Here is a 22,871-nt window from a genome sequence, read left to right on the forward strand (position 1 = left end):
TTAGTCCACGTCCTTTCGGTTGAAATGAATGAGCCCGATCAGCAGGATCACCGCTCCGACGGCGAGGCCGGCGGCTACGAACCACTCGCGGTGCGGGCCGAAGAACCCGAATAACGGCCAGTTCAGCGGAAACCATTCCGACAGATTCATCGTGAACGGTGAAATAATTGAGATCGTCACGCCAAGGGATACCGGAAGCGCCTGATTGCGATACGCCAGCGACAGCCAAAGCTGCAAGGCCAACAGCGGAAGCGCGGCAAACAGCGGATAAAAGCCCTGGCGTGCTAAATCCAGATAAGGGAGCGCGGAGAGGTCGAAGCCAAAGATCAGCCCCAGAGTCACCGTGGCGGCTGATAACAACGCGCACGATACGCACAGCAACAGAAAGCACAGCAGGAACTTGGCGCTAAACACCGCGGTTCGGGTGATCGGCAGAGCCAGAAGCTGCTTTAAAGAGCTCACTTGGTGCTCTACATTGGCGACCAACGAGCTAATTAGCGTACAGCCGAGATATAAAGCGATCGGGACGAAAAACGAGATGTTTTCCAGTAGACCGCCCCACGGATCACTGGCGTGCTGCTTCATCATCCAATCAAAGCGCAGCCCGTAATTCAGCGCCTGCATGGTAACGAGTCCAAGCGGCGCGAGAAAGATCAGGAACCAGATGCCTTTGCGCCGGATCTTCAGGAAGTCGGCCGAGAGGGAGCGCAACATCATACCGCGGCCCCCTCCCCAATCACCTGCATGAAGATATCCTCAAGCGATTTCTTCTTCTGCTCCACGCGGTAGATGGAATGTCCGTTTTCTACCAGCCGTTTGACCAGGTGGGCGACTTGGGCGTCGGCCATGCCTGGGAACGAAAGGGTACCGCTTTGCAGCTTGCCAACTGCGCCCAGATCGCGGGCAATCCACAGCGCTTGATCCGGCTCCGAGACGACAAGCTCCATGTCGTGTGCTGATCTCAGCCGCAGATTGTCGATCGTATCCTGGAACACCATCCGGCCTTCGCGGATGATGCCTACCTTGCTGGCCATCAGCTCCATTTCGCCGAGCAGATGGCTGGACACCAGCACGGTGATGCCGTACTTCTGCGGCATGCTCTTGATCAATTCACGGATTTCGTGGATGCCGGACGGGTCCAGCCCGTTGGTGGGCTCATCCAGAATGAGCAGCTCGGGATGGCCGAGCAGCGACGCTGCGATACCCAGGCGCTGCTTCATCCCGAGGGAGAAGCCTTTTACCGGCCGACGCGCTTCGCTGGTCAGCGAGACGATGTCCAGCACCTCATCGATACGTGACTTCGGCACCTGAAGAATGCGGCGAATGGCCTCCAAATTATCGATGGCGCTCAAATGCCCGTAGTAAGAAGGGGATTCGACCAGCGAACCGATGCGGCGCAGAATCGCCAGCTTGTCTCGCTGCAGCTCGCTGCCGAAGATGTGAATGGAACCCGAAGTCGGCTGGATTAAGCCAAGCAGCATGCGGATCGTTGTCGTTTTCCCGGCGCCGTTGGGCCCGAGGAAACCGTAGATGTCCCCTTTAGCGATTTCCAGGTTTAAATGGTCTACCGCGGCGCGGCCGCGGTATTTTTTCGTTAAGCCTTCCGTTTGAATGATCATTTCACTCACGATTTATCACCTCGGAAATGATCATATCGTCCGGAGGTTAAAGACAAAGCCAGGGGAAGTTTAAGATTCGTTTAATTTTTGAGAGGGATAAAGATATACTTTGGTTCCCGTATCTGTGGATACCGTGTCCCGGGCCAGCCCCATTTCTCGCAGCAGCAGATCTACGATCTGCAGGCCTAACCCCGCTCCTGAGGCGGAGGAAACGGCCTGCATCCCGGGGCCCTGGTCGCTGATGACGAGGGCTCTGGCACCACCCCGGGGTTCTACTGCAATCCCGGCATAACGTCCTGAACCGGCATGGCGAACCAGGTTTTGAAACAGATTATCCAGGACTCGGCGGAAGCCCTGGGCGTCAATCTTCCAGTACAGCGGCTCCTCGGGCAACTCAATATCGGCGGTGATACCGGCTTTCTCCCAGACCGGGTACCAGGCAGCAGCGCTCTCCCGCACCAGCCGCAGCACATCCAGCCGCTCGATCGTCATGGCATACCGTCCGCTGGAGAGCAGGTTGTACGATAATAGATGGTCCATCAGGCCGGATAAATCGCTGATTTTCGTCTCCATCAAGGCCAGCGATTGCTGGCCCTGCTCCGTTAAGGACTCCTGGCGGAGTGAATACAAGTGGCTGCCCAGGACGGTCAGCGGCGTGCGCAGGTCATGCGACAGGTGGCTGATGAGACTTTTGCGCAGCTCTTCTTCCTCGTGTTCCCGTTGGCGGCTGTCCTTCAGTTCGAACACCATATCGTTAAAGGCTTGCTCCAATCGGCCGATTTCGTCCGCACGCCCCTGCTGAATAGGAGAAGGCAGCCCGTCGGGGCCCTGGCGGGTCATCCCGGCTTCCAAACGCAGCAGCCGTTTGCGGATGTCGCTGAAGAACAGGTAGGACAGCAGTACAAACGCCCCCAGCAAGATCGCTAAAAATACGCCGTAAAAACGGCTGTCGCTTGACCGGCCGTCGGCTTGGATCACCATAAATTTACGCGGAAGCTCCAGTACCATGAAGCCTTGCTTAGCCTGTTCGTCCCCGCCAATAAAAGCAACGACCGTAAAAGGGTCGGCATCCACGCGTTGCTTCATAAAAGCGATGGTGTCCTCCAGGGACCACTGTTTGGGCACCGTTTCCTGTTCGGGCAATTGCAGGCGAGTCTGGCCGGCTGTGTTGACCCAATAAAGTGCAGCGTCGGGATACCGCTTCTTCAGCTCTCGGAGCTTACTGTCGACCGCTTCGGGGGAAGCCCCTTTCAGCTCGGCGGCAGCTTGGTGCCAAGCGGATTCGATGTCGTTCCCTGTGCCGTAAGGGCGTTTGTTCTGGATCACCTGATCCGGGTTCATCAATAAATTAACGCTCCATGAAGCGAGAAAACTAACCGGAATAAGGACGGGGATAAAAACGAAGGCCACCACCAGGATCAGGACGTATCGCGTCAGCAGCGATTTACGGAATTTACGAACCGGTCGGAACTTCATGCTCTCACCCGATAGCCGATCCCCCGGATCGTCTCGATTACTTCGGGATTCGCGGGATCCTGCTCCAGCTTCTCGCGCAGATGGCGGATATGGACCATCAAGGTTTTGTCCCCGTCTAGGTACGGCTCGTTCCATACCGCCTCGTAGATCTGCTCCTTGGTCAGGATTTGCCCGAGATGGCGCAGCAAGTAGGCAAAAATGTGAAACTGCTTGCCGGTTAACACGATTTCTTCGCCGGTGTTCTGATCGAGGATCCGGTTTTCCTTCTCATACACCAGCAAATGCTTAAGACGCAGCGGTTCCGGGTCAGCGGAACCCCCGCTGCGGCGCAGCAGCACCTCGATTCGGGCTGCCAGCTCGTCCGGATGGAACGGCTTCGTCAAATAGTCGTCGGCGAATTTGAGCCCCTGCAGCTTGTCGTCGATCGAGGTTCGGGCCGACAACATGAGCACCGGAAGCTCCGGGTATTGCTGCTTTAACCGTCCTCCTATCGTGAACCCGTCCAGACCCGGCAGCATGACATCGAGGATGACAAGCTGGCAGTCGGCGGCCTTCTCCACGGCTTGTTCCCCGCTCTTTAGCCAATTAACGGCATATCCACGGTCCTGCAGGTTGGAGCTCACCCATTCTCCGATTTCGAGATCGTCTTCAATATATAGCAAGTTCGTAATAGGCATCATAGCATTCCTCCTGTTTCTATTTTGGCAAAAGACGAAGCAAAAAGAAACGGGAGTATACACGATTCGCTTGAATAATTTGTGATTGCAATCACAAGTTGCTCATTTTCCCTATGCTACCTTGATGTTGAGAATGGTTATCAACGAGAGTTATCAGAACAACACGGAGCGGCATGCGGTTGATTATATAAGGAGGGCTTGAGCAATGAGCGAATTGATCAATAATCGGGAAATGGGCGCACCGGAACAAAGCCGCCGTCAGCAGTTGTTAAAGGAGATCATCAAGGAGCTGCATGAGGGGAAAAGCGTGGAGGAAGTGAAGGCGCGGTTTGAATCAGCTGTTGGCGATGTAACGGTTGCGGAAATCTCTGCGATGGAGCATGCGTTGATGGAGGAGGAAGGGATTCCGGTCGAGGAGGTTCAACGGTTGTGCTCGGTGCATACGGCGATTTTTAAGGGCTCGATCGAGGACATCCACCGCTCGTCCAAGCCGGAGGAGCAGCCGGGTCACCCGGTGCATACCTTCAAGCTGGAGAATCGAGAAATCGAACGGCTGGTCAACTTCAAGCTGCAGCTGCATCTAGACAAGTACCGGAAAGACGTCAGCGACGAGCTGGTGTTTAAGCTGCTGGAGGATTTAAGCCTGCTTCTGGACCTCGACAAGCACTACAGCCGCAAAGAAAACCTCCTATTCCCGTATCTGGAGAAGTACGGCATCTACGGCCCAACCAAGGTGATGTGGGGCGTGGACGACGGTATCCGCATGATGATTAAGGAAACGAAGGGCAAGCTGGTGGACGGCAGCGCGGACCGGGAGACCGTCATTATGGACATCGAACGGATCATTAAGGAAGTCAACGAGATGATCTTTAAGGAAGAGAATATTTTACTGCCGATGGCCCTGGAAAAGTTAACGGAAGACGAATGGGTCAGCATTGCCCGGGAAAGCGATCAGATCGGCTTCTGCTTGACCGCGCCGGAGCGTGAATGGATTCCGGAGCGCGTGCCGCTGACGATTTCGGACGAAGAGGGGGAAGGAGCCGCACCGCAAGGTACAGATACGGGCACGGGGACAGGAGTTCCGCAAGGCTTCGTGAAATTCGAGACCGGCGTCCTTTCGATGGAGCAACTGGAAGCGGTGATGAACCATCTCCCGGTGGACCTGACGTTTATTGACGAGAACGATGTCGTCCGGTATTTTTCGCATGGCAAGGAGCGGATCTTTGCCCGGACGAAGGCGGTCATCGGCCGTACCGTGCAAAACTGCCACCCGCCGCAAAGCGTCCATGTCGTCAACCAGCTGTTGGAGGACTTTAAGGCGGGGCGGAAAGATGCCGAGGATTTCTGGATCCCGGTGAAGGATAAATTCGTGTACATCCGCTATTTCGCCGTACGCAGCGAGGATGGTCGTTATCTGGGAACGCTTGAGTTCACGCAGAACATCGCTCCCATCCGCGAGCTGGAAGGGCAAAAACGAATCTTGTCCTAGACATCGGCTTCCCCTCCGGTTGTTTTTGGTTCCCGGCTGACACCCGGCGTTCGCCTCCCGCGAATGCCGGTTTTTTTGTGGAGGGAAATGGTGGAATATCGGGCGGCTGAGGCCTGTCTGTGATCTACATCATTTACGCATAATCCCTTATCGCTATTGGGATTGCCGTTTCTTCCCTTCTCTTGACCGAACCGAAGGGTTCGCTTATAGTTGGTACGTAGGAGAAAACTACTTGCGAAGGCGTTTTCAGTCATGGCGCGGACAGCGCGGTGATGGATCGAGAATGGCCTTTTTGCACGTATGGACACGTAATTCTATTATTATTTAAAAAAAGGTGGCTTGTGAACATGTCTGATAAAATCTACATTGGCGTTGACTTGGGCGGTACGGCAGTCAAAGTCGGCATTTGCAATGAGGAAGGCCAGCTTCTTCATACGTATGAAGGCCCGACCGAAGTCGATAAGGGTGCGGATACGATCGTCGCTAACATCGAGAAGTATGTCCGGCGCGTCGTGGAGGAATCGCCGTTCGCCTGGGAGCAGGTGGCAGGGGTAGGCGCCGGCGTGGCCGGGTTTACGAATGTCCGCGAAGGGATCATTATTTTGGCGCCGAATGTAGGTTTGAAGGACTTCCCGATCCGCGAGATTTTGGAACAGCGACTGGGCAAGCCGATCAAAATAGACAACGATGCCAATGTCGCGGCGTTAGGTGAAGCCTGGGGCGGCGCCGGCAAAGGGATCGAGAACTGCGTTTGCTATACGCTGGGCACCGGCGTAGGCGGCGGGATTATCATTAACGGCAAAATTTATCAAGGTTTCTCCGGGATGGCCGGCGAGCTCGGGCATATGTCCGTTGTACCGGACCTGGAAGCGATCGGTTGCGGCTGCGGACAAATGGGCTGCCTGGAAACCGTTTCTTCGGCAACCGGTATTATTCGGATGGCCAAAGACGCCGTGGCGCGCGGCGACCGGACGTCGTTGTCCCTTGTGGAGAACATCATGGCTAAGGACGTCTTTGACGCGGCCAAAGCCGGTGACGAAGCGGCGATCCGCATCGTGAACCGTGCGGCATTTTACCTGGGTAAATCGATGGCAGCCGTGGCGGTCGTCCTGAATCCGCAATTGTTTATCGTCGGCGGCGGCGTATCCAAAGCAGGCGACATTCTGTTTAACGAAGTTCGCAGCGTATTCGCCAAATTGACACCGGAACCGGTGCAACGCGGCATGCAAATCGTGCCGGCTACGCTGGGGAATGATGCGGGGATGGTTGGCGCTGCCGGCTTATTCCTCCGCTCTTAATCATAAGCTAGTTCAAGAGGTTGTCTTTCAATCACGAAGCATCTAACGGACACCAGAGTCGTTATTTACTGTCGTGGACGGATAACCGTTTCTAACGGACCTAGGAGACCTTATTTGCGGGAAATGCAGCTCAATGGCCGTCCTCAGAGCCCGATAAGGTCTCTGGGGTCCGTTACAGCGGGAAATGGCCGGGAAAACGGCAAATAAGGTCATTCCGGTCCGTTATAATTAGAATATAGGACAAGGAGAATTTCGCGAGGAGGGAACAACAATGCCGGAGAAGGAAACAGGTTCGGTCGCCAATCTGATCATTATCACGGGCATGTCGGGGGCGGGCAAATCGCTGGCCGTACGCAGTCTGGAGGATCTCGGATTTTTTTGCGTGGATAATTTGCCTCCGGTGCTGATTCCCAAATTCGCCGAATTGATTGAGCAGTCCAAAGGGAAAATCGCCAAGGTTGCGCTCGTCATCGACCTGCGCGGCCGGGAGTTCTTCACGGCGCTGTCGGAGTCGCTGGGTTACATTAAGGAGCATTTCACCATCAAATGTGAAATCCTGTTCCTGGATGCTACCGATTCGATTCTGGTGCAACGGTATAAGGAAAGCCGCCGCCGCCACCCGCTCGCCCCGGACGGGATGCCGCTGGACGGCATTCGGCTGGAACGTAAAATGCTGGACGAATTGCGGATGTCGGCGACCCAAGTGATCGATACCAGCAACATGAAGCCGGCGCAGTTGAAGGAGAAGATCATTTCCCGCTTCTCGCATCTGGAGAGCAGCAATTTATCGGTGAATATTACTTCCTTCGGATTTAAATACGGCATTCCAATTGACGCCGATTTGGTGTTCGACGTCCGCTTCCTACCGAACCCGCATTACATCGAGCAGCTTCGTCCGCACACGGGACAAGACAGCGATGTATATGAATATGTTATGAAGTGGCCGGAGACCCAGACGTTCCTGGCCAAGCTGCTGGATATGCTGCATTTCCTGCTGCCGCAATACCATAAAGAGGGGAAAAGCCAGGTCATCATCGGTATCGGCTGCACCGGCGGCAAACACCGTTCGGTTGCGATCGCCGAATACCTGGGCCGGATGCTTGGCGTCAGCGAAACGGAAACGGTTCGCGTCAGTCATCGCGACGAAGGCCGGGACCGCTGAGCAAGCTCCCCTGCAAGTATAGAGGCCATTCAAGAGGAAGCTCCGATCTCTTCTTGAACCCTCATTAAGAGGTGAATCAAGTGATACATCGGGCTAAGGAGACTAGAGTTCCGCGGATCGTCGTGATGGGCGGAGGCACGGGATTATCCGTCATGCTTCGCGGGTTGAAAGAGAAACCGCTCGATATCACGGCTATCGTAACTGTAGCCGACGATGGGGGCAGCTCCGGGATTTTGCGCAACGAATTACAAATGCCGCCACCCGGCGATATCCGTAACGTATTAACCGCGCTGGCCGACGTCGAGCCGTTGCTGTCGGATATGCTGAATTACCGGTTTGCATCGGGTTCGGGCTTGGCCGGCCATAGCTTGGGTAATTTGATTTTAGCGGCGATTACGGACATTTCCGGCGATTTTGTGACAGCCGTGCGCGAGCTCAGCCGCGTCTTTGCCGTTCGCGGGCGCGTGTTGCCTGCTGCCGGTCAAGCGGTGGTACTGCATGCGGAGATGGAAGACGGCACGATTGTGACCGGGGAATCCAAGATTCCCGAAGTCCGGGGCAAGATCAAGCGGATCTTCCTTGAACCGGAGGAGGTTGAGCCGTTGCCGGAGGCCGTTGAGGCGATCCGGGAGGCCGACGCGATTCTGATCGGACCGGGTAGCTTGTATACCAGCATTATTCCGAATTTGCTCGTACCCAAGCTGGCCGAAGCCGTATTGGAAAATACCTCCGCGATCAAAATATTCATATGTAACGTCATGACCCAACCGGGCGAGACGGATGATTATACCGTAAGCGATCACTTGCAGGCGGTGTACAATCACGTCGGCAAGCATTTGTTCGACTACGTTATCGTCAACGACGGCGAAATTCCGCCGCAGGTTCAGGATTTTTACGCGGAGAAAGGCGCCAAGCCCGTCCAGGTGGACTGGGATAACGTGACCGGTCAAGGGTACAAGGTCATCGCCGATACGCTGGTGTTGTTCCGTAGATATTTGCGGCATGATGCCGATAAATTAAGCCATCATATTTACCAACTGGTTGATAACTGGATTTTACGAAAGAGGTGAGTCCCTTGTCTTTTGCGGCGCAAACCAAAAAAGAGCTGACGATGGTCGAAGCCTCAGATTGCTGCGAGCAGGCCGAATTATCCGCCTTGATCCGAATGAACGGATCGGTACAGGTTTCGAACAAAAAGATCGTTTTGGATATCTCCACTGAAAACGCCGCGATCGCAAGGCGGATCTACTCCTTGCTGAAGAAGCATTTCCAAATTCACACGGAGCTGCTGGTCCGCAAAAAGATGCGCCTCAAGAAAAACAACGTGTACATCGTCCGCATTCCGGCTCGGGTGGAGGAGATCCTGAAGGAGCTGAAAATCGTCTCCGAAGGGTTTATTTTTAACCCGGGGATTAATCCGGAGCTGACCCGGAAAAACTGTTGTAAACGGGCTTATCTGCGCGGGGCGTTTATGGCCGGCGGTTCGGTCAACAATCCGGAGGGATCGTCTTACCATCTGGAGATTGCCTCGATGTACGAGGAGCACTGCCAGGCGCTGGTTGATCTGGCGAACGAGTTTCATCTGAACGCGCGCTGCATCGAGCGGAAGAAAGGGTTTATTTTCTACATCAAGGAAGGCGAAAAAATCATCGAGCTCCTCAGCATCATCGGCGCGCATCAGGCGTTGTTCAAATTCGAGGACGTGCGGATCATGCGCGACATGCGCAATTCCGTGAATCGCATCGTGAACTGCGAGACGGCCAACTTGAACAAAACGATCGGGGCTGCCGTCCGGCAGATCGACAACATCAAGCTGCTGCAGAAGGAAGTGGGTCTGGAGAACTTGCCGGAGAAGCTGCGGGAGGTCGCTGAGGTCCGCTTGGCCCACCCGGATATGAACCTGAAGGAAGTGGGCGAGCTACTGAAAGGAACGGTCAGCAAATCAGGGGTGAACCACCGGTTGCGCAAGATCGACGAGCTTGCCGAAAAAATTCGCGGGAGCTAAACTGGTTTTGCTGCTAGTGTCTTTTGTACTCCGTATGCTATAATGATAGAAATTATAATGTCTACGAATGTGACGAAATGGATTGAATTCGTATAGGGGGTAAGTTTTCATGGTTAAACACCCGGTTACCGTTCGTTTGAAGACGGGGCTGCACGCCCGGCCGGCTGCGCTTTTCGTTCAGGAAGCGAATAAATATTCTTCAGAGATTTTCGTTGAAAAAGACGATAAAAAGGTCAATGCCAAGAGCATTATGGGGATCATGAGCTTAGCGATCAGTACTGGCACCGAGATTTACATCAGCGCGGAGGGTGCGGATGCTGAGCAGGCTGCAAACGCTTTAATCAATTTGGTCAGCAAAGAGGAGCTGGAGAACCAGTAAACGCTGGTTTTTAGCCTTTCGGAACAAGGGGATGTTTCCGTGGATGTTTCTGCGGAATCATCCTTTTTTTGCGTGAGCTGCAACATTTGTCCGCGGTTTGCGTTTAGAGGGTAAATTACCAGGGCTTATCAAAAAAAATATTGGAGGTCATGAAGATGAAAACATGGTTAAAGCCGGCGGCTTCGCTGCTGGTTGCTGGAACGTTGATTACCGGAGGGATGTTTGTAAGCGGTGCCCTTAACGCGCCGGTGCCGGTTTATGCGGATGGCGAGATGCAGAAGAATGTAGTCACGGTGGTGGGCAGCGGGGAATTGTCCGTGAAGCCGGATGTGGCGTATCTGTCGATCGGCGTGGTGACGGAAGCGAAGACAGCCAAGGAAGCCCAAAGCGCCAACGCGACCAAAGTGGCCGCCCTGACCAAACTGTTGAAGGAGACCTGGGGGATTGCCGACAAGGATATCCAAACCGGCCAATTCTACGTTCAGCCGAATTATACGTATAGCGACAAGGAGGGGCAGCAAATCAAGGGATACTCCGCCCAACATTCGCTCGAGGTGACTTACCGCGATTTGGCGAAGGTCGGACAGCTGCTGGATGCAGCCTCCGCGGCGGGAGCCAACCGGATTGACAATATCCGCTTCAGCACCGAAAATCCGGATCAGTACCAAGATCAAGTGATCCAAAAGGCGATGAATGACGCCAACAAAAAGGCGGCATCGATCGCGAAAGCCGCGAATCGCCAAGTGGGCATCGTGCTCAGTATCAGCCAGGCAAGTGCCAGCACACCGATCTTCACGCAGAATTATAAAATGATGGAAATGGCCGCGGCGGATTCCGCAGCGAGCACGCCGGTGGAACCGGGCGAAATCGACCTGCAAACGACGTTAACCGTGATGTATGAGCTGAAATAGGGGGCGCAGAACCCTTGGAAGTTGGGGTCTGGGCAAGTCATTACTTCATGGAAAGGTGATTTGAAATGCTGAAAAAACATGTAGTGTTTTTACTCACATTTACAGTTATTTTTTCCAGCATGTCATTTGCCTACGGGGATACATCTCAACTGCATATCGAGCCATCAATAATCAATAAGAAAGCTTTGAAAGAATCTGTGAAGTCTAATGTAGTTCAATTGGAGCAAATGCAACCAAGAGGGTTAAATGGGAATGCGCAGGAATTAAAGATTGAAAAAGAAGGAAAAATCCGATTGAATTTACAAGAGGAAATTTCCAAGTTGGATGACGTGAAGACGAAAATTCCGGTGCAAGTCTATTTGCCCCACGGTGATGAATTTGAAGAAAAATTTAGTGAAGAAATCAAATTGGCCTTTGGAAACGAAATGACCTTCGAGAAAGTGGGATACAACACGTTCAACTTGTTAGTTAGCATAGATCAACTGAGGATTCTTGAGTCCTTGTCTACTGTTGAAGATATTTTTGCTCAACCTAAAAGCGATGAAGAAGTTTATATATTATCCGAATCTCAAGAAGAAGTGATCCCGAATTTCTAGAGTAAGCCTTTTTTGTCATGTTTCAATGAGCATCTAAAAAGCACCTCGATAGGTCTATTGCCAATCGAGGTGCTTTAGTTTGTTGTGCAAGGAGGCAGTTTATATCCATACATAAAGGCTGCTTCAGCGTGCATGGAGTCGGCTTGAGAGCGTAAATCCAGCAATTCTTCGAGCTCTAGGAAGTCGTGTTCGGGCAGCTTGTCCCTCCACACTTTCATCGTCTCGGATATTTTGCGATTTAATGGGCGATATTCCAGGTTTCTTGAAACGATGAGCTCGTCCGGTAAATACCGCCGCTAAAAAGTTCTTCCAAGATACTTTTCATTCGCTCCATCCTTTCGTCTCTTACGTTTGCAATTCCTTGAAAGGGGGGACCGCACATGGTAGGATATTTATGCAGTCTGCCTTTTAGGTGATTGCGGGTGGGAAGTGGCGTGGTCTTGGTTAAGAGGGCGCCGCTTCCTTTTATTTTTTCACGTCCAACTGATGAATACCTCGCCTAACCCCTTCTGAACGCTCAATATCGTTGTTTTTACAGTAATCATCCAGTTTTTCAAGCGTATCGTTGTCCATTCTGATAGTAATTTTGTTAGGCTTCGGGTTGTCGGTTGGACGCCCCATTTTCTTGTCGGCCAAATACTCACCTCCTACTTTTGCCGGACATAATTATTGTATATTTTTGTCGGACAAAAGTCAAAAGACATATCCAGGTTAGTTATAGGGAACGGTGGGAAAGTGCAACGCTTGAAGATGACGCTATTTGGCCCGAAACGGGGAACTTCAATTGTAGCGTTTACGAGTCGGCGATAACGCCCGTATAAGCAGAGTGGCAAGCGTTAGCGCATAAATGCCGGACAGATCGGCCGCCTATCTCCCTCATTTGTCCAGCCGGTGTCGATCGCCAAGATCCAACAAAAACTATTGTAACCCACGCCAAAACAAGGTATAGTGAATATGCGAAAAAATGATCAAGGACCGTTAAGCCATACCAATGGATATGGCTTTTTTTTCTTAGGAAGACAAGCCTACATTGAAGGAGTTGATGCAAAGATGATAGAACTGGCCGCGGTGGAGAAGCACTTTGCGGGACAGGTCGCCTTGCATCCGCTATCGCTCACGATTAAGGAAGGGGAATTCCTCACCTTGCTGGGCCCAAGCGGCTGCGGCAAGACGACGATTTTGCGCATGATCGCCGGGTTCGAGCAGCCGACCTCAGGGAAAATCCTGCTGGACGGAAAGGACCTGACGAATTTGCCGCCCAATCGCCGGGATTTGAACCTTGTTTTCCAACACTATGCCTTGTTTCCTCATATGACGGTGGAAGAGAATGTCGCCTTCGGGCTTAAGATGAAAAAGATGCCGGCGAAGCAGCAGCAGGAACGCGTGCGGGAGGCGGTCGAGATGACACAGCTGACCGCGCTCACCAAGCGGTATCCGCACCAGCTGTCCGGCGGGCAGCAGCAACGGGTCGCCATCGCGCGGGCAATCGCCAACAAGCCGCGGGTGCTGCTGTTGGATGAGCCGCTGGGCGCGCTGGATCTACAGCTGCGCAAGAGTCTGCAAGCCGAGCTCAAACAGCTGCAGCGCAGTCTGGGCATCACGTTTGTCTACGTGACGCATGACCAGGAAGAAGCGATGATGATGTCCGACCGCATCGTCGTGATGAACAGCGGCCAGGTGGAACAAATCGGCACACCGCGGGAAATTTACGCACAGCCGGCCACGTTGTTTTCGGCCACCTTTGTTGGTGAGAACAATATCTTCTCCCGGGACGGGCGGTTGTTTGCCGTGCGGCCGGAGAAGCTCAAGGCCCTGCGAAGCGGCGAAGGCGTCGAAACGAAACGCAGCGGTGAGTTGCTGGACGTGTTATACCTTGGCGGCGTGCACAAGCTGATCGTGCAGCTCGACAACGAACCGATGACCGTCTCCATCGTGCTAGACGTAAACGATGAACGGACGTGGCAAATCGGAGAGACGGTTGGGGTGGATTGGAAGCCGGAGGACGAGGTGGTCATCGGATCATGAAGAAATCTGGCTTGAGCATGCTGCCGGTAATCCTGTGGTTATGCCTGTTCCTGGTCGTGCCGATGCTGATCGTGGTGGGCATCTCCTTTATGGGCCGCGACGAACTCGGCAATGTGGTGCTGGACTTTAATCTGGATGCGTATGCGTTATTTTTTGACCCGTTATATTTGGGGATTTATTGGGATACGATTGTGCTATCGGTGCTGACCACGGCGTTGTGCCTGCTGCTCAGTTACCCGTTGGCCTACTATATCGCGAATGCCGGCCCGAGAATGCAAACCTGGGGCCTGGTGCTGATTACGGTGCCCTTTTGGATCAACTTCCTGATCCGCACCTACGCTTGGGTGCTGCTGCTGCGCACGCAGGGCATCGTTAACGAGCTTTTGCTGGGTATCGGACTGATCAACGAACCGCTGCAGATGCTGTACACGAAAGGCGCGGTGCTGCTCGGCATGGTCTATACGTTTATTCCGTTTATGGTGCTGCCGATTTATGTGGCGCTGGAGCAGATGGACAAGAAGCTGCTGGAGGCGGCCAGCGATCTTGGGGCGACGCGCTGGAGATCGTTTTGGCACATTACGTTGCCGCAAACCAAGTCCGGGATTATGACCGGATCGGTGTTGGTGTACGTTTCGACGACCGGGATGTTTGTTGTGACCGACATCCTGGGCGGGGCGAAATCGGCCATGATCAGCAACATCATCCAGAGCCAGTTCCTTGGGGCCCGCAACTGGCCGTTTGGTTCGGCGCTGTCGGTGATTTTCGTGATCACGTCGTTGATTCTGATCGCGCTGTTTAATCGGGCGATGACATCCCGGTATCAAAAGGTGCGGGAGGTGCGTTCATGAAAACCAAAAGCCATCCGCTGCTGGGGATTCATTCGGTTGTGATGATGATTTTTATCTATGTGCCGATTCTGTTTATCGTCGCTTACTCGTTTAACAGCTCCAGGCTGGCGGCCGATTGGAGCGGTTTTACGTTTGACTGGTACGTGTCGCTGTTTGACAATCGTCATGTCATGGAGGCCCTGGCCAACAGCTTAACCGTGGCGATCGTTTCGACGGTGATCTCAACGGTGCTTGGCACGCTAGCTGCACTAGCTATGCGGAAGATCGGACGTCGCTTGAAGTCGGGCATGGGCGGCTTGCTGTACCTGCCGATTATTATTCCGGATATCATCATGGGCTTGTCCTTGCTGGTGCTGTTTAACCAATTAAATATGCCGCTGGGCAAAATGACGATTATCATCGCGCATATTACGTTTAGCTTGTCCTATGTTTATGTGGTCGTCAGCACCCGCCTTTCCGGGATGGGTGGTCAATTGGAGGAGGCGGCACAGGATCTGGGGGCGAGCTCGTGGCAAACGTTCCGTCACGTGACGTTGCCCCAAATCGCTCCGGGTATTATCTCCGGGGCATTGATCGCGTTTACGCTGTCGCTGGACGACTTCATGGTCAGCTTCTTCGTCAGCGGGCCGAATTCGACCACGTTGCCGATTTATATCTATGGGCAGGTAAAACGGGGTATTTCCCCGGAAATTAACGCACTTTGTACGATTTTGATCCTGGTGACGGTCACCTTGATTTTCCTGGCGCAATTTGCGCTGAATCGCGGCAAAGGCCAGAAGAAACAATCCGTGCTGCCGTTCTAGGATCATTGGATCATCTTGATAGATTCGTAAATGACGTAACCGAAGGGAGATTGGGAATTGAACAATAAGAAATGGGCCGGCCTCGTGCTGGCAGGGTTGATGGTTATGGGGTTGCTGTCCGGCTGCGGATCGTCGAAGGAGACGCTTAACATTTATAGCTGGGCGGATAACTTTGACGAGGAAGTGCTGGAGCAGTTCGAGCAAGAGTTTGACGTAAAAATCAATTATGACGTGTTCGCCAACAATGAAGATTTGCTGGCTAAAATCAAAGCGGGCGGCGGTGGTTACGACCTGATTCAACCGTCTGATTACATGGTGGCGACGATGATTAAGCAGGATTTGTTGGCACCGCTGGATATGAACAACATCCCGAACTTCGCCAATGTGTCCGAGGCGTATAAAGATCCGTCTTATGATCCAGGTAATAAGTACTCCATCGTCTACACCTCTGGTGTGACGGGGATTGCCTACAACAAGAAATACGTTAAGGACGAGATCGACAGCTGGGAAGACCTGTGGAATCCCGAGTACAAGGGCAAGGTGATTCTGCTGGACGATAACCGCGAAGTGATTGGCATGGCTCTAAAGAAAGCCGGTCACTCCAACAGCTCCACCGATGAAGCCGAAGTTACGGCTGCCGTGGAGGACTTGAAGAATTTGCTGCCAAGCGTGTTGGCTTTTGATACCGACAACATCAAGCAAAAGATGATTCAAGAGGAAGGCTGGATCGCCACCGTATGGTCGGGCGACGCTTCCTACATTGCGCAAGACAACCCGGACGTGGCTTACGTCGTTCCAAAGGAAGGCGGCACGATCTGGTCGGATAACTATGCGATTCCGAAGGATTCGAAGCATAAGGAGTTGGCCGAGAAGTTTATCAACTTCATGCTCGATCCGGAAGTGAGCGCGAAAAACTACGAATCGATCGGTTACAGCGATCCGAACACGAAAGCGACGGAGTTCCACAGCGAGGAATACCGGAACGACAAGATGATTAATCTGTCGGAGGACGAATTGTCCCGTACCGAATGGCTTGGCGACGTGGGCGACAAGCTGCAGCTGTACGACCGGTTCTGGACCGAATTGAAGAGCGGCCGCGAGTAATTTCGGTTAGCTTCCGCGAAAGCGCCAGGCGCTTCCCATTGGGGAAGGCGTGCTGGCGTTTTTGCGTACATGAATTTTTGCCACCAGGGTCATAATTTAGGTATTAACTTAAAGAGGGTGGCGATAACAAGTGAAGCGTAATGCGGTAAAAATGATGACTTCGCTGATGACCGCAGGCCTGATGATTTCTGGCGTGGCCGTTGTTTCGGCCGAAGCGGCGCCGCCGTCGCCGGTGGAGCTCAGCGGGGGGCTAAACGCGGCGAAACCTGCACTTCAGCAGGAGCGGCAAGGTGTGAAGATCACGAACCATACGATCGAGAAGAAAATCCCCGAAGCGTCGATCAAAGTGGATTATCCGCAAATCAGCGGGTTAAAGCACAAATCGTTGCAGAAGAAGATCAACAAGCTGTTCAAGGAGAAGGCGGAGACGTTTGTGGCGAACGCGCTGAAGGAAGCCAAAGCGGGGCAGCCCACAACGCCCAGCGGGAACCCCTATGAATATGTAGGTGCCTACAAGGTAACGTACAACCAAGACGGGGTGCTGAGCCTGTACCAGGATCAGTACTCCTATACTGGCGGGGCGCATGGCATTACCGTACGAGAGGGCTTGACGTTCCGGCTGGATAACGGGAAGCTGTTGACGTTGGACGAGCTGCTTCGGGCCAACCCAAATTATCGCAGCATCGTAGATCCGGCCATCGCCAAGCAGCTGCAGGAGACCGACGGGTACTTCGGCAACTTCAAGACGATTGGCCCGAATCCGTCGTACTTTGTGCAGGGGGACGGTGTCACGATCTTTTTCCAGCTGTATGATTATGTGCCTTACGCGTTTGGGTTTCCGGAATTTCATTTCCCGTTCTCCCAACTGCTGCCGCCGGGTACGAATCCGTTTGATTTCAAAACACGCTAATTTCTTTACCGTCCTCTTGGGCCGATGGTTGCCGGGAGGGCGGTTTTTTGTGTGGGCGAGGCGGGGCACGGCGGCGGTGAAATCTTGCATTTTGTACAACAAATTTGCCGGGTTCAGGGCATTCAAGGCTGAATTGTTGTATAAAGTGCAACATTATCGCGGCATCTGGAGTGATGAGCCTGGAAATGTTGTAGGGAATACAACAATGAAGGCGCAGCGGGCCCATCCGGGCCCAAAAATGTTGCAGGAAATACAACATTCCGCTCTCGACGGTGCGCACACACGGAGACTTCGGGTTACGTCCTGCTAGCGCCGATAAATCTCCTTGCATTTTACCGGGAAACGGTTACAATAGGAATCAGCAGAATAATGTTAACGTGAACATTGGTGAGTAAGAACATACGTGAGTAACGGATCTGATTGAAGGGAGAACGGGAACATGGCGAAACAGTTTTTGGGGAAAAATTTTCTGCTGAACAGTGATACGGCGGAGAAGTTGTATCATCAATACGCAAAGGACCTGCCGATCATCGATTATCACTGCCATTTGAGTCCGCAGGAAATCTACGAGAATAAGACGTTCCGCAACCTGACCGAGGCTTGGCTGGGCGGCGACCACTACAAATGGCGGGTCATGCGGGCTTGCGGCGTAGACGAGGAGCTTATCACCGGAGGGGCAGACGATTACGACAAGTTCCTGGCATGGGCTAAGGTGGTGCCTCAGTTGCTCGGCAATCCGCTGTACCATTGGACGCACCTGGAGCTTCAGCGGTTCTTCGGCATTGAAGAGCTGCTGAACGAGCAGAACGCTCCGATGATTTGGGAAAAAGCCAATGCCAAGCTGCAAAACGAAGGGTTTGGTGCAAGAGACCTGATTACGAAGTCGAAGGTTACGGTGGTGTGCACCACCGACGATCCGGCGGATTCGCTGGAATACCATTTGAAGATCAAGGAGCTGGAGGGCTTCGAGACGGCCGTGCTGCCAAGCTTCCGTCCCGATAAGTTTCTGGAGATCAACCGCGAGACGTTTAAGCCTTGGCTGGCGAAGCTGGAGGCGACTACGGGGAAGGCGATCTCGAACTACGAGGCATTGTTGGATGCCTTGCGCGAACGGATCGACTTCTTCCATGAGATCGGCGGCCGCGTGTCCGACCATGCGTTGGATACGCTGGAATACCGGGAGACGACGCTGAAGGAAGTGGAGGCGATTTTCGCCAAGGCGCTGAGCAAGGGCTCCGTAACGCCGGTGGAAGAACGGAAGTATAAATCGTATACGATGCAGTTCCTCGGCAAGGAATATGCCGCCCGCGGGTGGGCGATGCAACTGCATATTCATGCGCTGCGGAACACGAATACGGCGATGCTCAAGCGGCTTGGCCCGGATACGGGCTACGATGCGATCAACGACGGACCGCTGGCGGAAGCGCTGGCCGGGCTGCTCGACGCCCTGGAGCAGGACGGCGGGCTGCCGAAGACGATCCTGTATTCGTTGAACCCTAACGATTACTGGGCGCTTGCCAGCATCATGGGCAGCTTCCAAGGCGGCGGCGTGCCGGGCAAAATCCAATTCGGCACAGCCTGGTGGTTTAACGACAACAAGGACGGGATGATCCAGCAAATGCGTACGCTGGCCAACTTCGGCGTATTGTCGCAGTTTATCGGGATGCTGACGGACTCCCGCAGCTTCCTGTCGTATACGCGGCACGAATACTTCCGCCGCTTGCTGTGCGATGTGCTCGGCGACTGGGTCGAACTCGGTGAGGCGCCGAAGGACTATGAGTTGCTGGGACGCATAGTGACTGATATTTGCTATGGGAATGCCCAGCGGTATTTTGCTTTTCCGGAACAATAGAAAGGGTTGACGCTGCTTCATGTCCGCAACGATTAAAGACATCGCCAAGCTGGCGAAGGTCTCGCATATGACGGTTTCCCGGGCGCTGAACAACAGTCCGCTCATCAAGGAGGAGACCAAACGCAAAATTCTGGAGATCGCCGAGCAGTTGAACTACGTGCCGAACTACAACGCGAAAAGCCTGGTGCTGCAGCGCTCGCATACGATCGGGTTGTTCTTTACGAGCATGGTCCAGGGAACGTCCTCCAGCTTCCTCGCGGAGGCGATTCGCGGCGTGGGTCAAGAGGTTGGCGTCCAGTATAACTTGTTTCTGCGGGGGATCGACGATTTTCAGGAATTTAGCTCGATTCACCACCGCCGGTTCGACGGCATCTTGCTGATGAGCCAAAGCGAACGCGATGATACGTTTATCCGCCATGTGCGCGAGCAAGAGATCCCGCTGGTCGTGTTGAACCGGAATGTGGGTGATCCGGGCATCGTTAATTTTGTCTCCAATGACCGGGAAGGGGCTTACGAGCTGACCCGATATTTGGTTGAGCAAGGTCATACGCGCATCGGTTTGGTCGAGGGGATCGCCGGCTACAAATCGACGCAGGAGCGCAAGGAAGGGTATCTGCGCGCCATGACGACCGCTGGCTTGGAGGTCCGGGAGGAATGGCTGATCGAGGGGCGTTATGATGTGGAGAGCGGCTACCTGGCGATGAGTCGGCTGATGGCGCTGTCGCTGGAGGAACGGCCAACGGCGGTGTTCTGCTGCAACGATGATATGGCGATTGGCGCGATGAAGGCGGCCGCGGAAGCGGGACTGCAGATTCCTGCGGACGTCTCGGTTGTCGGCTTTGACGACATCGGCTTCTCGCATTACACGAATCCGCCGCTGACCACGGTGCAGCGACCGATTGAGCAGCTCAGCCGGATGGGGGCGCGCAAGATCCTGGAGCTGATCGAGGAGCCTTCGGCTGTCGGGGAGTTGGTGCTGCTGGACACGCGGCTGGTGTGCCGTGAGTCGGTGGGAACGCTGCGCTGAAAAACTGCAAAAGTAACTTATGCGAAAAACCCGCCAGAAGGGATCCTCTGGCGGGTTTTATCAGGATATGGGATGCGAGATCGGTTCACCGCGAGTGTAAACCGGGTTTAACCAACTTCCACTGGAACCAACTTGAACTCGTTTACGTCGGCCAAACCGCGGTTGGTGATGCGTAGCTCGGGAATGACCGGCAGGGCGATCAGCGAGAACGTCATAAACGGCGCGTTCAGCTGGCAGCCGAGCTGCTTCCAGGCGGCCTCGAGGCCTTTCACCTGGGCGACGACTGTCTCCAGCGGCTGATCGGACATCAGGCCGGCGATGGCCATCGGCACGGCAGCGAGAACCTGGCCGTCCCGTACGGCGATCATGCCGCCGCCCAGCTTCGCCAGCTCGTTGGCGGCAAAGGCCATGTCCTCGGGATTCGTCCCCATGACGAGCAGGTTGTGGCTGTCATGCGCCACGGTGGAGGCCACGGCTCCATGCTTAAGACCAAAGCCGCGCGCGAAGGCGAGCGACAACTCGCCGGACCCGCGGTGGCGGTCGATGCAGGCCAGCGTGGCGATGTCCTGCTCGGCGGCCGGTCGCACGACTCCGTCTCCGTCAACCGGAACGGTTGCCGTCCCCTTCGCCGTGCGGGCGCTGTTCTCGATCACGTCGATGACGTGGATCGTCGTTTCCGCCTTGCCGCTGGCGCTGCTGCGGTAGAGGAAATCGGCGGCGGTCAGCGGACGCGCCAATTTCACCGAGGCGCGCGCCTGCGCCGGGTATGGGTACGCCGGGAACGGGACGCGGAGCTGCCCGGCGTCATAGGCGACCTTCCCGTCGGCGATGACGGTCGACGGTTCCATCCGCTGCAGATCGCCGATCAGCAGCAGGTCCGCGCATTTCCCCGGCGCGATGCCGCCCAAGTCGCCGTCGACCTTGAAATACCGCGCGGTATTGATGGTCCCCATCTGAATCGCGGTCACCGGGTCGACGCCCTCCTCGATGGCCCGGCGTACGACATGGTTCATTTGGCCCTGCTCGATCAGGGTCTGCGGGTACACATCGTCCGTGACCAGAAGGATGTTCGAGGTGTTCACATGGTTCTCGGTGACCACCTTGATCACTTCTTTGACGTCATGCCAGGCCGAACCCTCGCGGATCATCAGGTGCATGCCGAGGCGCAGCTTGGCGAGCCCTTGCTCCCGGGTCACCGTCTCGTGACAGGAGGTGACACCTGAGGCAATGTAGGCCTGCAGCATGCGCTCGTCATCGCTCGGAAAATGCCCGGTGACGGTCTTGCCGGCTTCCATTGTCGCCTGAATTTCGCCGAGCATCTTAGGGTCACCGTATACGACGCCGGGGAAATTCATGACCTCGCCCAGCCCCTCGACGCCGTCCCAGGTCATCCCATCGGCGATATCATGGGTGTCCAGCGACGCGCCGGCATCCTCCAAATGATCGGTGGCCGGGACGCAGGAAGGGAATGTGGTGAAAACCTTCAGCGGCAAGGCCTGCCCTTCCTCGTGCATCCAACGGACGCCCTCTGCGCCAAACACGTTGGCGATTTCGTGCGGATCCATAAAGATGCCAGTCGTCCCTTTGGCCAGCGCGGCCTTGGCGAACTCTGCTACCGACAACATGGTGCTCTCCACGTGCATATGTCCGTCCAGGAGCCCGGGAACGATGTGACGGCCCGCCGCGTCGATAACGACGGTATTCTCGCCGATCGTATGCGCCGCGTCTCCCACGAAGGCGATGCGTCCTTCAGCAACGGCGACGTCCGTCTGCGGTTGCAGCTCTCCAGTATAGACGTTAACCAAGGTGCCGCCTTTAACGACCAAATCGGCTTTGACTTTACCCATGGCGACATCCGCCAAGGTGCGGCTTACTTCATACAGCTTCTTCCTTCCAGGTTGTTTCATCTCCCGATTCACTCCTTTAATTGAGGTAGTTGCTAATCACACCAAATCGCTCTCCAGCTCTAACGCTTGCCACGAAGCTTAAATGGGCCCAAATCGCTGTTTTGGAATTCTAACGCTTGCCACAACGCTTATTATCTAATTTACAGCCGAAAACAGTTACTTAGGTGACAAATAGCGCTTCTCAGCGTCGTTAGCGTTCGGAACCCGTCAAAAATGCGCAAATAGTGCTTCTCATCAGCGTTAGAGCAGGAGGGGGGCAGGCTACGGGGACTCCTGGGCCCGCGGGACTCGCAGGACTCACAGGACTCGCAGGACTCGCAGGACTCACAGGACTCACAGGACTCACAGGACTCACAGGAGTCACAGCACTCACAGCACTCACAGGACTCACAGGAGTCACAGGACTTACAGCACTCACAGGACTCACAGGAGTCACAGGACTTACAGCACTCACAGGACTCCCGGTCCTAACGGACCTCACGCCCCTAACGGACCTCACGCCCCTAACGGACCTCACGCCCCTAACGGACCTCACGCCTCGCGATCTCACGCGCCCAGTGCCCCGGAATCCCCGCACCCTAGCCTCACGGGATCTCTGCGCTCCGTGCCTCCGCTCCCCCGGAACCCGCGCACCCGAGGCTCCCGGGCCACCAGTGTCCGGCGCCCAGCACCCCAGTCTCCCGGGCCACCAGTGTCCCAGCGCCCGCGCCCAGGCTCCCGGGAGCTCGGAGATGACTCGCCTCTCCCCGGTGACTTATTTTAAAAATAAATATAACAAGAAAG

22 protein-coding genes are annotated in these 22,871 nt (G+C 54.6%); 15 read left to right on the forward strand and 7 right to left on the reverse strand.

Annotation, left to right across the window (positions count from 1 at the left end):
• From BN3277_RS08600 to BN3277_RS08615, 4 genes are read right to left on the reverse strand one after another with little or no spacing between them, the layout of a single operon-like run.
• Nucleotides 1-717 (reverse strand): ABC transporter permease, encoded by a 717-nt coding sequence (locus BN3277_RS08600; RefSeq protein ID WP_059041873.1) that lies wholly within the window; start codon nucleotides 715-717, stop codon nucleotides 1-3.
• A complete protein-coding gene (locus BN3277_RS08605) occupies nucleotides 714-1,628 on the reverse strand; it encodes an ABC transporter ATP-binding protein (protein WP_059041874.1) in 915 nt (304 codons plus the stop codon). Before BN3277_RS08605 ends, BN3277_RS08600 begins: the two co-directional genes overlap by 4 nt.
• A gap of 60 nt (nucleotides 1,629-1,688) precedes the next feature.
• Complete coding sequence (locus tag BN3277_RS08610; protein ID WP_059041875.1) at nucleotides 1,689-3,095, reverse strand: sensor histidine kinase; 1,407 nt, start codon at nucleotides 3,093-3,095, stop codon at nucleotides 1,689-1,691.
• Complete coding sequence (locus BN3277_RS08615) at nucleotides 3,092-3,772, reverse strand: response regulator transcription factor (RefSeq protein ID WP_059042687.1); 681 nt, start codon at nucleotides 3,770-3,772, stop codon at nucleotides 3,092-3,094. Before BN3277_RS08615 ends, BN3277_RS08610 begins: the two co-directional genes overlap by 4 nt.
• A 205-nt stretch (nucleotides 3,773-3,977) precedes the next feature.
• Between BN3277_RS08615 and BN3277_RS08620 the strand changes: the two genes are divergently transcribed.
• The 8 genes from BN3277_RS08620 to BN3277_RS08655 all read left to right on the forward strand — a co-directional run bounded on the left by BN3277_RS08620 (nucleotide 3,978) and on the right by BN3277_RS08655 (nucleotide 11,612).
• Nucleotides 3,978-5,261 (forward strand): DUF438 domain-containing protein, encoded by a 1,284-nt coding sequence (locus BN3277_RS08620; protein WP_059041876.1) that lies wholly within the window; start codon nucleotides 3,978-3,980, stop codon nucleotides 5,259-5,261.
• A 347-nt stretch (nucleotides 5,262-5,608) separates the two neighbouring features.
• Entirely contained in the window at nucleotides 5,609-6,559 is a 951-nt protein-coding gene (locus BN3277_RS08625; RefSeq protein ID WP_059041877.1) for an ROK family glucokinase, read from the forward strand.
• 271 nt (nucleotides 6,560-6,830) lie between these two features.
• Complete coding sequence (gene rapZ, locus BN3277_RS08630; protein ID WP_059041878.1) at nucleotides 6,831-7,721, forward strand: RNase adapter RapZ; 891 nt, start codon at nucleotides 6,831-6,833, stop codon at nucleotides 7,719-7,721.
• 125 nt (nucleotides 7,722-7,846) lie between these two features.
• A complete protein-coding gene (locus BN3277_RS08635; protein WP_059041879.1) occupies nucleotides 7,847-8,791 on the forward strand; it encodes a gluconeogenesis factor YvcK family protein in 945 nt (314 codons plus the stop codon).
• Between the two features lie 5 nt (nucleotides 8,792-8,796).
• Nucleotides 8,797-9,726: a DNA-binding protein WhiA gene (whiA, locus tag BN3277_RS08640; RefSeq protein ID WP_059041880.1), complete on the forward strand. Its 930-nt coding sequence runs from the start codon at nucleotides 8,797-8,799 to the stop codon at nucleotides 9,724-9,726.
• A 109-nt stretch (nucleotides 9,727-9,835) separates the two neighbouring features.
• Nucleotides 9,836-10,105, forward strand: a complete 270-nt coding sequence (locus BN3277_RS08645) for an HPr family phosphocarrier protein (RefSeq protein ID WP_009224994.1) — start codon at nucleotides 9,836-9,838, stop codon at nucleotides 10,103-10,105.
• 155 nt (nucleotides 10,106-10,260) lie between these two features.
• Complete coding sequence (locus BN3277_RS08650) at nucleotides 10,261-11,016, forward strand: SIMPL domain-containing protein (RefSeq protein WP_059041881.1); 756 nt, start codon at nucleotides 10,261-10,263, stop codon at nucleotides 11,014-11,016.
• Nucleotides 11,017-11,081: 65 nt separating this feature from the next.
• On the forward strand, nucleotides 11,082-11,612 hold the full coding sequence (locus BN3277_RS08655) for a hypothetical protein (protein ID WP_059041882.1): 531 nt from the start codon (nucleotides 11,082-11,084) through the stop codon (nucleotides 11,610-11,612).
• A gap of 74 nt (nucleotides 11,613-11,686) precedes the next feature.
• Here the strand turns inward: BN3277_RS08655 and BN3277_RS26295 are convergent, their stop codons facing one another.
• Nucleotides 11,687-11,884, reverse strand: coding sequence for a DUF6809 family protein (locus tag BN3277_RS26295; RefSeq protein WP_330981634.1), 198 nt, complete (start codon nucleotides 11,882-11,884; stop codon nucleotides 11,687-11,689).
• 193 nt (nucleotides 11,885-12,077) lie between these two features.
• Nucleotides 12,078-12,248, reverse strand: a complete 171-nt coding sequence (locus BN3277_RS25745) for a ribbon-helix-helix domain-containing protein (RefSeq protein ID WP_187380049.1) — start codon at nucleotides 12,246-12,248, stop codon at nucleotides 12,078-12,080.
• 414 nt (nucleotides 12,249-12,662) lie between these two features.
• Here BN3277_RS25745 and BN3277_RS08660 point away from each other — a divergent pair, with 414 nt between their 5' ends.
• From BN3277_RS08660 to BN3277_RS08695, 7 genes are all read left to right on the forward strand, one after another.
• Nucleotides 12,663-13,637 (forward strand): ABC transporter ATP-binding protein, encoded by a 975-nt coding sequence (locus BN3277_RS08660; RefSeq protein WP_059041883.1) that lies wholly within the window; start codon nucleotides 12,663-12,665, stop codon nucleotides 13,635-13,637.
• Nucleotides 13,634-14,485 carry an ABC transporter permease gene (locus BN3277_RS08665; RefSeq protein ID WP_059041884.1) on the forward strand — a complete coding sequence of 284 codons (852 nt, stop codon included), beginning with the start codon at nucleotides 13,634-13,636 and terminating at the stop codon, nucleotides 14,483-14,485. Before BN3277_RS08660 ends, BN3277_RS08665 begins: the two co-directional genes overlap by 4 nt.
• On the forward strand, nucleotides 14,482-15,288 hold the full coding sequence (locus BN3277_RS08670) for an ABC transporter permease (RefSeq protein ID WP_059041885.1): 807 nt from the start codon (nucleotides 14,482-14,484) through the stop codon (nucleotides 15,286-15,288). The genes BN3277_RS08665 and BN3277_RS08670 overlap by 4 nt, the downstream gene beginning before the upstream one ends.
• 57 nt (nucleotides 15,289-15,345) lie before the next feature.
• Nucleotides 15,346-16,392, forward strand: coding sequence for an ABC transporter substrate-binding protein (locus BN3277_RS08675; RefSeq protein WP_089153333.1), 1,047 nt, complete (start codon nucleotides 15,346-15,348; stop codon nucleotides 16,390-16,392).
• Nucleotides 16,393-16,522: 130 nt separating this feature from the next.
• Nucleotides 16,523-17,302: a DUF3298 and DUF4163 domain-containing protein gene (locus BN3277_RS08680; protein ID WP_082691382.1), complete on the forward strand. Its 780-nt coding sequence runs from the start codon at nucleotides 16,523-16,525 to the stop codon at nucleotides 17,300-17,302.
• A 439-nt stretch (nucleotides 17,303-17,741) separates the two neighbouring features.
• Nucleotides 17,742-19,154: a glucuronate isomerase gene (uxaC, locus tag BN3277_RS08690; protein WP_059041887.1), complete on the forward strand. Its 1,413-nt coding sequence runs from the start codon at nucleotides 17,742-17,744 to the stop codon at nucleotides 19,152-19,154.
• A 19-nt stretch (nucleotides 19,155-19,173) separates the two neighbouring features.
• Nucleotides 19,174-20,181, forward strand: coding sequence for a LacI family DNA-binding transcriptional regulator (locus BN3277_RS08695; RefSeq protein WP_059041888.1), 1,008 nt, complete (start codon nucleotides 19,174-19,176; stop codon nucleotides 20,179-20,181).
• Between the two features lie 107 nt (nucleotides 20,182-20,288).
• On the opposite strand, the gene ade is transcribed toward BN3277_RS08695, so the two are convergent.
• A complete protein-coding gene (gene ade / locus BN3277_RS08700; protein WP_059041889.1) occupies nucleotides 20,289-22,088 on the reverse strand; it encodes an adenine deaminase in 1,800 nt (599 codons plus the stop codon).
• Between the last annotated feature and the right edge of the window lie 783 nt (nucleotides 22,089-22,871).

It is taken from the genome of Paenibacillus rubinfantis (assembly GCF_001486505.1).
Taxonomy (GTDB): Bacteria; Bacillota; Bacilli; order Paenibacillales; family Paenibacillaceae; genus Fontibacillus; species Fontibacillus rubinfantis.